Annotated in this window: 6 protein-coding genes; all 6 read left to right on the top strand. The window is 70.2% G+C overall.

Going from position 1 to position 16,794, the window contains the following annotated elements; translation table 11 throughout:
• Window positions 1-27: 27 nt before the first annotated feature.
• Window positions 28-684 carry a response regulator transcription factor gene (locus ABZ809_RS19890; RefSeq protein WP_357564026.1) on the top strand — a complete coding sequence of 219 codons (657 nt, stop codon included), beginning with the start codon at window positions 28-30 and terminating at the stop codon, window positions 682-684.
• Window positions 681-1,754 carry a HAMP domain-containing sensor histidine kinase gene (locus tag ABZ809_RS19885; protein WP_357564025.1) on the top strand — a complete coding sequence of 358 codons (1,074 nt, stop codon included), beginning with the start codon at window positions 681-683 and terminating at the stop codon, window positions 1,752-1,754. The genes ABZ809_RS19890 and ABZ809_RS19885 overlap by 4 nt, the downstream gene beginning before the upstream one ends.
• Window positions 1,696-1,968 (top strand): DDE-type integrase/transposase/recombinase, encoded by a 273-nt coding sequence (locus tag ABZ809_RS19880; protein WP_357564024.1) that lies wholly within the window; start codon window positions 1,696-1,698, stop codon window positions 1,966-1,968. Before ABZ809_RS19885 ends, ABZ809_RS19880 begins: the two co-directional genes overlap by 59 nt.
• Before the next feature lie 459 nt (window positions 1,969-2,427).
• Window positions 2,428-9,636 carry a hypothetical protein gene (locus ABZ809_RS19875; RefSeq protein ID WP_357564023.1) on the top strand — a complete coding sequence of 2,403 codons (7,209 nt, stop codon included), beginning with the start codon at window positions 2,428-2,430 and terminating at the stop codon, window positions 9,634-9,636.
• Complete coding sequence (locus tag ABZ809_RS19870) at window positions 9,636-13,343, top strand: hypothetical protein (protein ID WP_357564022.1); 3,708 nt, start codon at window positions 9,636-9,638, stop codon at window positions 13,341-13,343. Before ABZ809_RS19875 ends, ABZ809_RS19870 begins: the two co-directional genes overlap by 1 nt.
• Window positions 13,340-16,585 (top strand): hypothetical protein, encoded by a 3,246-nt coding sequence (locus ABZ809_RS19865; RefSeq protein ID WP_357564021.1) that lies wholly within the window; start codon window positions 13,340-13,342, stop codon window positions 16,583-16,585. The genes ABZ809_RS19870 and ABZ809_RS19865 overlap by 4 nt, the downstream gene beginning before the upstream one ends.
• Window positions 16,586-16,794 lie beyond the last annotated feature (209 nt).

The raw sequence follows: 16,794 nt of genomic DNA, 5'->3' as shown, positions 1-16,794 counted from the left end.
ATATGCGGTGCTGGGGATACTGACCGGATGCGGGTGCTGCTGGTCGAGGACGAACAGCCTCTGGCCTCCTACATCGCGGCCGGGCTACGCAAGCACGGCTGCGCCGTGGACGTGGTGCACGACGGTCAGCAGGCACTGGACAAGTGCGACATCATCCCGTATGACGTGGTGGTCCTGGACCGGGACCTTCCGGTGGTGCACGGCGACACCGTGTGCCGGCTGTTGGCGCAGCGCGGCAGCGCCCGCGTGCTGATGCTCACCGCGTCCGGTGCCGTGTCCGATCGGGTGGACGGGCTGGCCCTGGGCGCCGACGACTACCTGGGCAAACCGTTCGCGTTCTCCGAGTTGGTCGCCCGGGTGCGTGCGCTGGCCCGGCGCAGCACCCCTGCCCGCCCTCCGGTACTGCGTGCGCGGGATATCGAACTCGATCCGTCCCGGCGCACCGCCGAACGGGATGGTCGGCTGCTGTCGTTGACCCCGAAGGAGTTCGGGGTGCTGGAACGGCTGCTCGCCGCTGACGGCGCCGTGGTGAGCGCGGAGACGCTGCTGGACAAAGTGTGGGACGAGCACGCCGACCCGTTCACCAACGCCGTGCGGATCACCGTCAGCAGCCTGCGCCGCAAGCTCGGCGATCCACCACTGATCGAAACCGTGACCGGCGCCGGATACCAGATCGTCCCATGATCCGGCGACTGACCGCCCGCAGCCAGCTCACCCTGGTGTACACCGGCCTGGTGCTGGCCGCCGGGTCGCTGCTCACGGCGGTGACCTACCTGCTGCTGTTTCGCAGCCTGCAACTACACATCGACGAGGCGATGTCCAAGCTGCTGACCCAGGCCGCACCGGCGCTGTTGGTCGTGACCGCGCTGGCCGGGCTGACCGGCTGGCTGGTGGCCGGGCGGATACTGCGCCCCATCCGCACGATCTCCGGCACCGCGAACCAGCTCTCCGCAGAAAACCTGTCCGACCGGATACCCGTCCGCCAGCCCACCGACGAACTCGCCACGCTGGCCGCCACCATCAACAGCATGCTCGACCGCATCCAGCACGGCATCGCCGAACGCGATCGGGTCCTGAACAGCCAGCGCCTGTTCGTCGCCAACGCCGCACACGAACTACGCACCCCGCTCACCACCATGCGCACCGCCATCGACGTCACCCTCGACGGCGAACCCGACCGTGCCGAACTCGTCGCCATGGCCGGCGACATAGCCACCGCCGTCGAAACCAGTCAGCGCACTCTGGACGGACTCCTGGTCCTGGCCCGCAGCCAGGCCGGTCCACCCCGCCGGACGCCCGTGGACCTGGCCGCGGTCGCCGCCGCGGCCGTTGCCGACGCCGCCGACTGGGCGGCGAACGGGGCCGTCACCCTGCAGGCCGACCTGCGGCCGGCGCCGGCCAGCGGCGAGCCGGTTCTGCTGGAACGGATGGCCGGCAACCTGCTGGAGAACGCGCTGCGCTACAACCACGCCAGCGGACACGTCACGGTGACCTCCGGCACCGCGAAAGGGCACGCGTTCCTGCGGGTCGTCAACACCGGCCCCCCGGTCACGCCAGAGGAGGAGCGACGGCTGTTCGAACCGTTCGTCCGGGGCACCGGCAACGACAACCGCGGGGCCGGGCTCGGCCTGTCCATCGTCCGGGCGGTCGTCATCGCGCACGACGGAGAGATCTTCAGTACCGCCCGGCCAACCGGTGGCATGGACATCACCGTACAACTGCCGCCGGCCATGGCGACCCCTACTTCCATGTGACGCCTCGGCGCAGCTCGTCGAGGCCGACCACAGTCAGCTCAAACACCGATTACGACCCATGCGCGGGCTCCGGACCGACCAGACCGCCCAAGTGATCATTGCCGGACACGCATTCATCCAGAACCTCCGCCGCGGACACGACGAACTCGGGCTCGACAGCCAACCCAAGTTCCAAGTCGCTTCGGCGTTCAGCGAACTCGCCCGGGCCATCTGAGCGGGACCCGACCCGGGCGTGACGCCTCTCTCGATCAGATAATGCAACGGCACCCCTGGGCGGAACGCCAGCGATGCCCGCACCGAAGAATTACAACGATGAGTTGCGTGAGCATGCGACTCGGTTGGCGGTCGAGGCCCGCCGGAACCCGGCGTCCGCGGTCGGAGCGATCCGGCGGATCGCCGGCCAGCTCGGGGTTCATCCGTACGCGGTTGGGTGAAGAAGGCCGAGACCGACGCCGGACGCATCGCCGCTCTCGAACAGAGGTGGTGAGCTGCGGCGGACGACCCAGATCCTGAAGGGCGCAGCGAGTTTCTTCGCGTTCATGCCAGCCTGAGGTGAGTCAAACTTGACAGACTATTGCGGCAATGGCGGGTGTTACGATCGCGCCAGCGAGCTGTCGAAATGATCGCGCGTCACCGGTCAATCGACGTCGACACCCCAATCCGGGAGCGACAAATGGCGACGTTTTCGCTGATCGATATCGTCAGCCCCTACGTTCTTGGTGGCGCAGCCATCGGGGAACCCTTCCATGAGCTGCTCACGGTGCTGTTCGTCACCGAGGTCGAGACGGCCTTTGACGACAACGGCGTGGTGATCAGCGGTATCGCTCGGTTCAGTGCCGACGTCGCGACCAATCCGCCGGTCTACACGCCGCCGGCGTCGATCACGTGGCAGGGCGCCCTCGCGGTGGACCACGACACGGTCCGTAGTCCCGGGGCCTACTGGGACTTCGCCGACATCGCCATCACCTTCCGGCTCAGCGTGCCCCGCCAGTCCTCCCCGGCGGCTGATGCGGTGCTGGCCGGCGGCCTGGGCAATGCCGGGGTCCAGAATCTGCTGACTGGCCTGGGGCAGGGGCAGCCGGCTCCCGGGGTACCCGCCGCCGATGCCCCCGGCACGGTGTTTCACCTGGATCTGCTGCTCGACGCCGCCACTCTCCACCTGCCGTTCCTCACCGGCGCGCGGCTGCTGCCGGACGGTCGGCTTGCGCCGGACCCCGTCACGCCCGAAGTGACAGTGACCCTGCCCAAGATCAAGCTTTCCTTCGCGCAGACCGCGGGTGGTCCGGCCACCGATCCGCAGTTCACCATCGGTCTGGACTCGTGGGCCGCCCACGACATCGACGATCCGGCTGGAGCCGGATACGGCGAACTGCTGCGGATGAATCCGCCATACGCCCTGCTCGGACCGGCCGACTGGTTCGGATTCGGATTCGCCAGCGTGGTGCTCGACCTGTCGGGAACGTCCACGCCACCCGAGTTGATCGCCAAATTCGGTGTCGGAGAAGACTTCCGCGGGATCTACCTGCCCGACGTGCGGGTCTTCCTGCAACCCGGCGGGGCCACCGGCCTGGCCTTCGACGTCTCCGCCCGGGAACTGCTGATCGGCATCGGGCCGGAGGGCGGGGTGTCCGGCATCTTCGGCCTCGACATCGTCAAACCCGACAGCCCGCAGGCCGGCACGGTGACGATCTACGACGAGTTCGGGATGCTGATCCGCCGCATCGATATCCACGAGTCACCCGGCCCCGGCCCCGCGCCCGCCCTCGTTGTCGATCCCACCCCGGTACCGGCGAAGACCACGTGGGTCGTTGACGTCACCGGCGGTCAGCCGCCGTACAACATCAACGTCGACGGACAGGTGCAGACCACTGCGGCGGTCACCGTAACGATCCCCCCGGGCGCCACCGCCAAGACCGTCGAGGTCGTCATCACCGACGTGCACACCACGCAACAACGGCGCGCGAGCTTCCCGCTGACCCTGACGGCAGGATCGCTCACCGCTCCACAGGGATCCGTGCCGGGAGCCCCGCAGGCCGCGACCATCACCCCGCTCGGGCCGGTCCCGGCAGGTCACAGCATCACCATCGAGGACAATCCCGGGGCCGGGCAGGTCACCATCGTCGTCACCCCCGAGGGCACGGCGCCGCCGCCCACCGTCGCGCTCTCCCCAGGCGGGGTCGTCACCCTCGTCGACGGGCGAGCGGTGGTCCCGCTGGCCCATGGCGCGCAGGTCGACGTCACCGCGACCTGGAACCACGGGGCTACCGGCGCCACCACGCAGTCCTTCGACGCACAGTTCCAGTACGACCAGCCGTTGCGCGACAAGAACAATCCGGACGCCAACGAGTACGACCTCCGCTGGTCGGCCTTCGCCTCGGACCCGAGCAACATCCGCACCATCAGGTCCAAGGACGCCCCCGACCCGTACGGCGGCTGGGAGGGTGAGGACAACTACCTGGTCAACAGCCCAGCCTTCATCGCCTTCGTCGACGCGGCCAAGCAAAACCCCGCCGCGACCATCACCCTCACCGGTTCGGCATCGCGGGAGGGCTCGCCGAACGCCCAGTACAACGTCGAACTGTCCTGGCGACGACTCTGGGTGATCAAGGCGCTGCTGCGCTCCGCCGGCTTCGGGGTGACGAACACCGTCAACACCGTCGCCGCCGGCGAGACCGGACCTGGGTACGGCCAGCCGCAGCGCAGTGAGTACCGCCGGGTGCAAGCGGAGCTGACGGTCCCGGGGACCGCGGCCAGCACGAAGACCGTGGGGGTACGGATCGCCCGGCCACCGCGACCCAGCACACCCGTGCCGGTCGTACCGCCGGTGGTCGAGCGAAAGGCGGTCGGCTCCGACGACGCCCGCTTCAAGGAACTGCACATTCGGGTGCAGATCGACCACAACCGGCTGATCGCCGCGGAGGCTGAACTCAAGATCGACGTCCAGACCGTCCTGGAGTCCTACCTCACCAAGGTGAAGACGCAGAACCCCGGCCAGGTCCCGGGATCCGCGAGCCCCTTGCTGCCGGTCGGCAAGCAGGCCGACCCCGATGACGGCCTGCTCGCCATGCGGTTCCAGCTGACCCTGGACGACACCGTCGGCAGATGGCAGCTGCTACTCAGTCTCTTCGAGAACGACAAGGACGGCTTCCTTCAGACGCCGCCACCCACTGCCCCGACACCGCCACCAGACAACTTCCTGCGGGACTTCTTCGGGCTGATGATCGCGCTCGCGCCACTGGTTGACGCCTCGGCCAACGCGGGTACCACCGAGGGCGCGGTCATCGGGCTGGCGCTGGGCGCCGGACTGCCGCTGGCGGCCGCCGCGCTCGGTGTGGTTCATGTCCCGCGGATCACCCTGTACGGCGGGGAACTCAAGGTCGATGATGACCCCACCGGCACGTCGGCGGCGCTGCTGATGGACGTTGAGGTGGCGATCATCGTCGCGCTGCCCCCGATCATCGACACCGACCCGAAGAACCCGATCACGGTGCGGTACAAGGCCGTCGGCTTCGCCCTGTCCAAGCAGCCGGGCCTGCGCGATCTGCTGCCTGTCTTCGACTCGTCCAAGGGCTACACGATCAATGTGCCCAGTTCCGGTGGGATCCGGGTCCCGGATCCGCTCGGCGACATCATCCAGGTGGCGGGAACCCGGATCGCCCGGTCGAATCCCGTCAACATCGAGCTCGACCTGGAGCTGAAGGCCGACCTCGGCGTCGTGACCGTCGATAAGACCACGGTACGCATCCCGCTGGACGGCAGTTCGGCGCCGACCATCTCCGCGCTCGGGGTGCACATCGACGTCGACGGTGCGATCGAGGGCAGCGGTTACCTCGCGATCTTCGACGACGGGTTCGCCGGGCAGCTCGACGTTTCGCTGCCCGGCCTGGGTATCCGGGTGGCCGCGGGCCTGTCCGTGCGGCACGTCCCCTCGGCGCCGGTGCCGCCGGGAGCCAAGGAGGCGACAGCCATCCTGCTCACGCTGGAGGTCGACTTCCCGGTGCCGATCGCGCTGGGCAGCTCGGGACTGGGCATCTACGGCTTCGGCGGCCTGTTCGCGTTGCACCACAAGCGCAACGAGAACGACAACGATCCGGTGCCCGCCCTGGACTGGCTCACCCGGGTCAACGGCAACCCCATGGACATCACCGGGTGGGTGCCGGACATCGATCACTGGGCGATCGGGCTGGGTGCGCTGCTGGGCACAATGGATGCCGGATTCACCCTGAACGTCAAGGGCATGCTGATCTTCGAGATGCCCGGCCCGCGCATCCTGCTGGTGATGAAGGCGAAGCTCATCTGGGTCCGCCCGCCCCGCAAGGGCAACCCCACGGCGACGATCCTGGCCGTCATCGACATCGACCTCGGCCGCGGACGGATCACCATCGGACTCACCTTCGACTACGAGATCAGGCCGCTGCTGGCCATCCACCTGCCGGTGCGCGCGATCTTCCCGTTCAACGACCTGCCGCACTTCGCGATCGACGTCGGCACCTGGTGGAACCCGGGAACTGTCACCTTCTTCGAGATCTTCAAGGCGCGCGGATATTTCATGATCCGCGGACGCGGCATCCCCGACCTCGGGCCCGGCGGTTACGACGCGTCGGCGAACACCCCGTTCCCGCTTCCTGCGCTGGGTGGCTTCAGTATCGCTACCGGTGTCTCCGTCTCCTACATCTGGGGCAATCGCAGCAGCGGCTTGTACATCTCGGTCGGTTCGTCGTTCGACATGGGCATCGGCTTCGCTCCCATCTTCTTCGCGGGCAAGCTGCGGCTCTGGGGCGAACTGCATCTGTGGGTCATCGGCATCGAGGCGTCCGCACAGCTGACCATCCAGGCCGGGCAGGTTCCCGACGGACCGCCGATACCGGACCCGGAGTACCCGGGTGATCCGACCAAGACGGTCCAGCCCACCAAGAACATGGTGCTCATCGACGGCGAAGTGCGCGGCGAGATCGACTTGTTCTTCTTCACCATCTCCGGTTCGGTGCACGTCACCCTGGGCGCCTCCCCCGGAAGCCCGCCGGCACCGCCGCCGCTGGTGACCGGAGTGAGCCTGCAATCGCGGGCTGCCGCCCTGCTGCAGGGAGTCAACAGCGATCGTCCGATCGACGGCAAGCTCGCCGACGCCCATGCCGACAGCGCCGCGATCCCCTCTGCCGAGGCCGTGCCGATCGACTCGATCATCGTCATCCACTTCGACTGCACTCCCCGCGTCGCCGGTGCCACGACCACCTTCCCGATGCCCGGCGGGCCGCACCCGGAGGCGATCGCCGCTCTTCCCGGACCGAGTGCGCCGGCGGTGCGCCGGGGAGAGCCGTACTACACCTACCGGATCACCTCCATCACGGTGGCCGGCCCCGATCTCACCGAAGGCGCCACCCCGACCGTTTGGTGGCCGAACGTGCCGAATCCGGGAGCGGAGAGCAAGCGCGAGTTCGCCCTGCTCACCCGGGTGCCAGACGCGCACCCCAGTGCCGTCGAGCGCAGCAGGCACGCCGAGCACCTCCTGGAGCAGCACTGGGCGAGCATCTGCGATCCGGTCGCCCCCGCGACGCGGGTGCTGTGGACGTTCCACGACGCCCCACTCGGGCCCTCGTCGATCGGCTGGCTGCTCACCGGCATCGCCTGGCCCGATCCGCCGGGCAGCACCAGGGACTCGACGCCCAACCTGCGCCTGGATGTCGCGGAGGTCTGGCGCAGCGGTTCGCTGCTCGCCGACTCCCTGGTCGATGTCGCGCCGGCCCGGGTCATCGGCTCGCTGGTGGCATGTGGGGAGGGCTGCGGGCAGACGCCGCAGCGCGAGGCGCCAGGCCGGGCCGGGGTCGCGGACACCGGTGAGCGGTTGCCGCTGACGGTGGTCGGTGCCGGCCCCATCGCCAATGCGGTGCCGCGGGCCAGCCGCGCCGAACAGTTGGGCTCGCTGGGGCTGGGGCTGGTGCAGGGCCGCACCACCACGGCCACCGCAACCTCGTCGCGGGCGGTGGCCCGTGGCTGCTCCGCCCGGGCCTTGGAGGCGCCGTTCCTGCGCAGCGCGGACCCCAAGGTGCTGACTGGTCAGCATCCGCTGGGCGACCTGCTCACCGATCTGCTCACGCAGGCTCTGGCGCAGGGGCGCCCGGCGCTCGACGACGTGGTGGCGCTACGCACCCGGGAGATCGTCGCCACCCGGATGCTGCTGTGGGTGCCGCGGGTGGCGCTGGGGGTGGGCGCCCTGGTGCTGCGGTTCTTCGCCGCGGACGGCACAGTCCTCGACGAGGTGGTGCTGGATGGCACCGGACCGAGCATCCAGGTCAGCTCACGCAACGACCTGCCCCGGGACTGGATCGACCCCGAGGGCCCTTGGCACTGCCGGGTCGACGAGGTGTGGACGCTGTTCGAGTCGATGGTGCGGACCGAGCGCGGCATCGTGCTGTTGGTCGACACCGCGGTGCCGCAGGGCACCAGCTACCTGCAGTTGGGGTTGCGCGAGGTCGCCGGGCTGCTGGTCGGCGGCCTGACCCGGCCGAGCTACCTGGTGGGCATCGTCGACACCCTCACCGCCGCCGAGGTGCGCCGCGAGGAAATGGCGACGAAGGTCAAGCAGGACACCGTCACCGTCGTCAACGGGGCCCTCGAGGAGATGCCCGATCCGCCCGCGCTGCTGCGACCGAACAGCGAGTACGCCGTCACCGTCGCCTGGGAGTACGCGCTCACCGACGCCGACGGCACCCCGAAGGCCCCGCAGACCTGGACTGCCGGGACCGCGCAGAAGTTCCGGTTCCGTACCGATGGTGAACCGCTCAAACCGCGGGAGATCGCACCCGCCGACGGCCCTGCCGTGCCGATGCCGGTCAGGTTGGACCCCTGGATCCTCACCAGCGACCCGGACGAGGGCGACCGTTTCCGCTTCCACGCGGCCTCGATCAAGATCGCCTTCTCGGTGGACTACCTGCTCACCATGTTCGAAGCCTACGGCCGAGAGCTCAAGGTCCAGGTGCGCGCGGCGTCGTTCAAGAACTCGACCGGCACGCCCACGTACCCGCTGACCGTCGCCGACCTGGTCACCAAGGGCCCGCAGGCCAACGTCAGGCCTCTGCAGGGCACGGCGGTGCTCACGCCGTGGGAGGGGATGATGACCGATCTGTTGGCCGACAAGCCCTGCGTCGACAGCTCCGGCAGCAAGGTACGCCACCAGATCCTCGACGTGAACCTGCTGCTGCAGCCGCGGACCGACTACATCCTCGACATCGAGGTGAAGGACGCTCCACCGCCGGTCCCCGGCACCCTGGCCCGCCCGTTGTTCCGGCGGAACTTCAGCACCTCGCGGTACGCCGACGAGGCGCAGATGTGCGCCGACGTCGTCAGCAGTCGGGTCACCGAGAGCCCGGCCGACGCTGTGGCCATCGCCGGACTCGTCGCGCTCGCGGCTCCCGGTGCGCTGAACCCGGCCGCGCTGGATTCCGCCCTGCGGGCCGCCGGGCTCCGGCCGGTCGTGAACGTCGAAGGACCGGAGGTGGAGGTGCTGTGGACCGCCATCGGCGGGGTGCAGCAGCCCCGGGTGCTCGTCATCCGCACGCCGGAGCCGTTGCTGCGCACCCGCGCCCAACCGGAGAACTACAGCCCACCCGGCAACGACCGGCTCTACCGCGAGGTCATCAGGATGGCGCCCAAGCCCTACCTCGACATCGTCGCCACCCCCGGGGCCGCCGGCGCGGCAGCCATCGCCGTGGTGGGCCAGCCGGGGATGTCCACGATTCTCGTGCTGGTGGAGGACGGACGCGGCAAGCCCATCTCGCTGTCACTGCGCCGGTTCTCGGCGGCCATCCTCGGTGAAAGCAACACCACCACCGATCACGCCTTGTTGTCGCTGAATTTCGACGGCCCGAGCTGGGAGTTGGTGTGATGGCCGATCGTATGCCGCTGCCCGGGGAGCTCTACCTCGATGCCATCCTGCTCGACGAGCTGCGCGGCGCCATCTCGCAGCGCGACACCAACCTCGACCGGTCCGACTTCGTGCGGCCGGAGCCATTCGGTGACGACTGCCTGAGGGCGGCGAAGGAACGCGGCCGGTACGTGTCACTGCGCTGGGTGCTCTCGACGTCGGTGGGCATCCCGCTGGAGCCATTCACCGTGTGGCGGCGCCCGGCGGCCAAGCGTGAACGGGCGACACCGATTCCCAACCTGCGCCGGATCGGCGCTGACACCTGGTGGTGGGACGGGCTCACCGAGATGCTCCTCATCGAGGTCGACCTGTCCAGCCCGGCCACCGTGCACGGGCTGTCCCGGCGCGACGACGACCCGGTCGACATTGAGGTGGTGACGACGGGATCCGGCAGGGTGGTGTTGCAGGCAGCGCCGATGCTCGGCGTCAGGGTGAGTCCGCCGGGGGCGATGCAGGCGATCCGCGGACTGTCCGTGGTGACTGCCAGCAACGGCGACGGCTGGGAGCCGATCGAGCGGGTGGGGCTACCGCTGAACCCCGAGCAACTCGGGCGCAGCTACTACGCCGCCGATCCGCAGGGACCGTTGTCCGCACTCACCGACCCGGTCACCGCCGCCGAGCAACGACTGCGGTACTGGGGCCCGGTGCTCGGGTGGCCGGCGCTGTCCGGTCTGCCGCCATGGGAAGCGCCCGATCCGGCGCGCCTCGTGAAGGAGTACGGCGACACGCTCGTCGACGACCTGGTGGGGGTGCTCGCCGGCAACGGCCCTCCCGATGTCGACAAACAGCGGCTCGCCGAAGCGCCACCCCGTCCGCTGTCTCAGCTGATCCAGCGGTCGCTGCCGACGATCGACCTGAACAACGGCGAACCCAACTACAAGTCGGAGATGATCACGCGGCCGCTGCAGGCGGTGGCGACCGGTGTGTCGTCCGACGCCTGGGCCAGTCTGGCCCTGGGATTCGGGACCGGCGCGCCGATCGGCCAGCAGAGCGAATCGCGGGTGGGCCGCGGGGGTGTGGACGACTTCATGGTCACCGCGCCGTGGCGCGGAATGATGGAGGTCGCGGTGCCGATCGACTGGCCTTTCCCGTGGGCCGACGAGTTCGACATTCCGCCGCCGCCTCCGGTGTTCGTACGCAAGGACGTCGATCGCGAGCTCGCGGCGATCGTGTTGTCGCCCCTCGCGCGGCCCGCCCCCGGTGCGCCGGCTCCCGCCACGCCGGCGATCAATTACCTGGAAGGCGCCTTTCCGGTCGATCACCCCTACACGGCAGCCGTCAAGGTCGAGACGCCGCGGCTGCCCGCGCTACCCGATACCACCCGGGTGAGCGGGTACGCCGTCGCCCGCTTCCACGGCCCTGGCCAGGGCAGCTACCGAATGCGGGCCCGGACGACGGCCGGCGGCTGGGTGCCGCTGGGCACGGCCAGACCGGTGCGGCGCCCGCAGGACACCCCCGACCCGGCGCTCACCGACAACACCGTCATGCTCCGCGACAACGGTCTGGTCCTGCCGATCACCGCACCCCAGCTGTCCTATCAGTACGCCGTCGCCGCAGGCGACCTGTTCGGCCAGTGGTCGACGTGGACTGCCAGCTGGTTGACGGCCGGCCCCGCCGACATCCAGGTCCCGGCGGTGACGGTCGTCCGTGCCACACCGCGACCTGGACCGGGCAACACCGATCCCTGCACGGCGGGGGTGGTCGCGGAGATCGTCTGGGATGCCAGCGAACGCACCTGCAGCCGGCTCTGGCTTACCGTCGACGTCACCGCCGCCCCCGCGCCACCGCAGCAGATTCCGGATCCCCCGGGCGCCCCGGTCGCTCCGGCGGCGACAGCGATCATCGACTTCGACGCCGACGGGATGCCGATCGGGGTACCGGCGGGGGTCACCGTCGCCCCGTTGCACAAGGACGACGCGCCGGTGACCGCGGCCGACCCCTGGGACACCGCCGACGGCGACGACCGCCGCTACCGCGTCACGTTCGCCGCCGTGCCGGTGACGTACACGGGCGCCCGGGAAAAGCTCATCACCGTCTACGTCAAGGGCGAGGAGACCGTCCGTCCCGGGGATTGGTCACCGGTGTGGGGCCACGCGAAGGAGTCGGTGCTGGCGCCCAATCCCATTCCCCCGCCGCCACATGTGCCGCCGCCCGTCGTGTACCCGCGGTGGGCGTCGCTTCCGGATGCCGGGGGTGCCTCGTACTCACCGGTGGAGTGGTCGCCGACCGGCGCCTGGGGGTATCGGGTGTTCGAAGCCACCGAGGCGGCACTGCTGTCGGCGTGCGGCCGGCCGGGTCTGGTGCTCACCCAGGGCTTCGGCGAGCGGATGCAGACGCTGTTCGATCTCTACGCCGTGCCGTCGAACCTCGCGAAACTCAGGGCCGCCTACCGCAAGCTCGGCGACGCGGCGGTGCACCCTCCCGTGGTGAACGGGAAGATGCGCTTTGACGCCCTGCTGCCGCGGGGCAGCAGCCTCATCCACTGCTACGTGGTCGTCGGCGTCACCGAGACGAATGTCATCTCCGACTGGCCGGTACCGGACGCGATCGGACGGCAGGGCTTCCTCGCCTACGCCATTCCGCACCCCGTGCAGCCTCCGCAGCCGCAGATCCGGGCGCGGCTGTCCGCATCGGGCATCCCTGAGCTCAGCGTGACCGTGGCCGGAGCCGCCCCGATCACCACCATCCGCCTGTACCGGGCCACCAACCCGGTCCTGGCCCGGTCGGTGGGGACGATGGCCCGGCTGCCCGACAGCGCGCCCAACCCGGCTGGTGACACCACTGTCCTCGCCGATCCGGCCGCGCCGGTCGGCTGGGACCGCCTGCAGTACCGCGCGGTGGTCGTCACCGCTGACGACCCCGACCACGCCGGGATGGGTCTGGCGTCGGTGCCGTCCAACCCGTTCGCCCTCCTGTGCCCGCCACCGGAGGCGCCAGCACTCACTCTGTCGGAGGTCACCGACAGTGCGAGTCTCACGGCCGCGGTGGTGCGGGTCGTCACCGACGCGCCCGCCGCACCGAAGCAGGTCGGGGATCACGCGCTCGCCTGGGTGTACCGGACCGCGTCCGCAGCGCCGGTCAGCCGGCTACGTGCGCTGCCCGCGATCCCCACGTTCGGCACACTGGCCGGCTTCATCGCCGGCACCGCGTCCGAGGGCTATGTCGGCGGGCAGCTGTATCTCAAACTCGACCGGACAGGCGGCGAACCGGTGTCGGTCGCCGTCGACGTGACGGATCCCTTGGGTCGTTCCCGCCATGCCCTCTTGGACATCCCGGAGTTCGTCCCCGATCCGGCCCCCGAGCTCACCGACGTGTCAGTCGTGCGGCACACCGCGCTGCTGGACCGGGCCGTCTGGTTCGCCGTTACCACGAACGTGCCGCTGCCGCCCGATCCGGCCCACGAGTGGAACGGCACCGTCACCTACCGGCGCGCCATCGGGATCACCGTCCAGGCGACGTTCACCTTCGCGATCTCGGCATTGCCGACCATCACGGTGGTCGGGGACCTGCCGACACCGGCCGTCATCAACGCGCAGCACGTCGTCGCCAGGATCGCCGGCACGGGCACGATCGTCGGCTGGTTCCGTGCCACCCAGCCGATGCGCGTCCGTCTCGCGGTCGCCAACCGCGCCGGGCAATCAGCATCCGAGACGAGGGTGACGACATGACGACTCCGATGACCACCTTCACCGTCGCGGGCCAGAACGATATCCGGCAGCGGCTGAACGCCGATGGGGTGGCCGCACTCGGCCAGACGGCACCGCTCATCGCGCAGGCGTGGACCACTGCCGCGCCTACCGTCGCGGTGAACACGCTGAGCTTCACCACGGCCGCCACCTGGTGGTCGCCACTGCCCGGGATGCTCGTCCCGATCCCGGACGGCGGCGAGCTGGGCCTGTCTGCGCTCGACGGCACCCCCGCGGTGGCCGGCGGCACCGCCTGCGAGATCCTACGCGTCCATCCGCTCGCACGGTTGCGACTGGAGCGACTGATCGTGGCGGCACTACAAGCCCCTGGCGGGCCGGTCGATCGGTCGGTGCGGCCGGTGCCCGCGACCATCCTCATCCGCAACCCGGCGGTGACGGTGGACGTGCCCTGGACCGTAACCGCCGGTGAGCAGGTGCTGCCGGCCGGCGTGGTCACCATGTACGACGAACACGGTCTGACCGTGGACCCGTTCGCTTTCGCCGCGGCGATGGCCGCGGTGCTCACCGCCACGCCCGCCGCCGGTGCGCCAATGCCGCAGGGCGGACCTGCGGGCACCCTGGCCGCCTTCGCCACCGCCGCCGGTACAGGACGTTTCGTCCACGCCGTCGACCTGCATGGGCAGCCCTGGCAGGATCCGGGCGGAACGGGCGGACTCGGGGTGTACCTGGGGGCCGCCGGAAGCCGCACCAAGACGACTGCCATCTCCGACGGGTCTCTGGTGGCGGTTCCGCAGGGGCAGGTGATCGCCTCCGACGGCAACCCGGATGACGCGCTGCCCGCGACCGGAACGCCGGGACTGACCCACTTCGGTTGGCACACCGTCGGCCGGATGGGCGTCGCCGGCCTCGGGTGGCCGGCAGCCGGTGCCCAAGCACCCACCCGTGACACCCTGCGACTGATCGCCAGCGATCCCGGGTTCCACCTGCTGGGCAACCGCGGCCAGACGGCTCGGGCCGGGGTCCCCGGCGCGGACAGTGTCACTGCGGCCGAGGCGGCGCCGCTGATCCGGGAGGGCAGCCCGGTGACGCTACTGGCCGAGGGGCGCTCCGTCCTGGGCTTCATGAATCAGGTGTTCCTCGGACTGCAAGGCGGCAACCCGGCCGGGTCGTTCACCACCGGTCCGATCTTCGCCACGTCGGTCGCCTACGACGCGGCGGACTGGCCGCTTCCGGTCGCACCGGGACCCGCCGGCGCGTGGCCGGTGCAGCCGGCGGCGACCCCGGTCCCGGGCACCGTAGCCACGGTGCTGGGCCAGCTCGCCGCGCTGCGCACCGGTGGAACGGCCAACTGGATCGCCGGCACCAACGACGTACTCGTCACCCTGCCCGTGCTGCCGGTGGGGGTGCACGTGCGGCTGTACCCGATTCAGGTACTGATGAGCGTCAGCCCGGACGAGCAGCCGTTGCTGCGACGCGCCGACGGGCCTGGCGTCATCGTCGCTGGCGGCGACACGCTGCGCCTGACCGATCCGTTCGGACTGGGCGCGACGCCCGCCCGCCCCGCCGACGCGGCGGACCTGCGGATGGACGCGGTGGTGAGCTGGGTGGCCGCGCCGAACGCGGTACCGCAGGTGGTGTTCGTGGCACACCTGGACTGGAAGGTGGGAGCCGACGTCCCGCCGCCGCCCGCGGCACCGGCGAACGTCCTCGGCGCCCTGTTCTGGCGGGGACGGGCGACCAATCCGCTGATCGGCGCACCGCCCCGCGGGCCGTTCCCGCTCACCGCGATTCTCGGCGACCCCGTCGCCTGGGTACGGCAGACCGTGCGCGCGGTGTCCAGCGACAGCAACCCGCGCGAGGCTCCCCGACTGCCGACGATGTCGCGCAACGAGTCATTGTGGGCGGTGCAGATGCCGCCGGGCACGCCCGATCTGTACCGCGCGGTACTAACCGGCGGGTGGCTGACCAGCGAGTCGGACGCCTCGTCCTACCGGCTCGGCAACCCCGCTGGCGCTGGCCGGCACGAGGTGCACTCCCCTGGTATCGCCGCGACCAGTCAGCTCGGCTTCGACCTGTGGGTCGCCGCGGCCCACCGCGCCCGGCCGGTGGTGCCGACCGCCGACGCCGGAGGCGTGCTGGCCGGCGGGCCGAACGCCGGACTGCCGCCGAACTGGGTGCTGCTGCAGGCCAATGCGCTGTCTGCTCCGCCCGCGGCGCCCGCGGCACCCACGTCGGTCTCGGCGGCGGTGCTGCAGACGATTCCCGCCTACGTGGAGACACCCGAGCTGGCTCTGGTGCCAGCGGCGAACACCCAGGATGCGGTGGACTGGGTCACGAACGAACTGGGCAACTGGGTGAGCACACCGAACGACCCCGAGTTGCACCGGCAGATCGGACGGGAGATCCGCAGTGCCAAGTTCGGCCGTCGGGACACCCAGTGGGCGCTGCGCCGGGCCCTGCGCCACGCGCGGGAGCTGGTCTATATCGAGACGCCGCTGTTCGGCGGCACCGCACACAACGACGGCGCACCCGCAGACTCCGCCGCCGCGGTCGACCTGGTGGCGGAACTGGCCAATCGGCTGACGATCGAACCCCGACTGCGGGTGGTGATCCTGGTCCCTCGCGAGACGCCGTTCGTTCCCGGCTACGAGCCGTTCGCGATGTACCACTACGCACGGCGACGGCTGGCGGCGCAGGCCCTGGCACTGGCCGGCGAAACCGTGGACGGCCTCAACGCCCGACGGCCCCGCGTGGTGATCGCCCACCCCATGGGCGTGCCCGGACGCCCCTTGGTGATCCGGTCGACGACCGTGATCGTGGACGACGTCTGGTGCCTGACCGGGGCGTCATCGTTCAGCCGGCGGGGCCTGACGTTCGACGGCTCCAACGACGTCGTGATGACCGACTGGACCATCGATCGCGGCGCATCCGTCGCCATTCGCGCCCACCGCAAGGCGCTCATGGCCATGCACCTCGGAGTGGGACCGCAGCCGGTCGGCGGCGGAGCGCAGGCGTCCCCGGTCGGAGCGCCTGCCGGCGACTGGGTGCGCCTGCACCAGGGCGTCAGCGCACACGAGGCCTTCGCTGACCTGCTGCTGTCCGGGGGCCGGGGCAAGTTGCTCCCCCTGTGGAGCGGTCCCGATCCCAACGCCCCCGACGCGGTGATCCCCCACTCGGCTGAGGTGGCCGACCCGGACGGCCGCGACGGCGCCTCCCTCATCACCTCGGTCATCGACGCGCTCGGCGGCAACGCGGTCATCTGAGAGGGCGGTTCGGAGGTTTAGGTCCTTTTCGGGTAAGGGTGAACACTCCGGGTTCGTCTTCGGTCAGGACGTGGCGGTGACCATGCGTCTCAGAGGAGCTCCGCCGGCGTCGTAGAGACCGACTGCAGCAGGCTGGCGCCCGCGGTGATGGTCGCGAGCCGCCCTTCGGCGTCCCCGGTGAGGTTCTGCGATCCGGCGCCGGAGCCAGG

Source organism: Micromonospora sp. NPDC047074 (assembly GCF_040643815.1).
Taxonomy (GTDB): Bacteria; Actinomycetota; Actinomycetes; order Mycobacteriales; family Micromonosporaceae; genus Micromonospora.
Note: the sequence above shows the minus strand (reverse complement) of the source record. Positions and strands in the feature narration are given on the sequence as shown.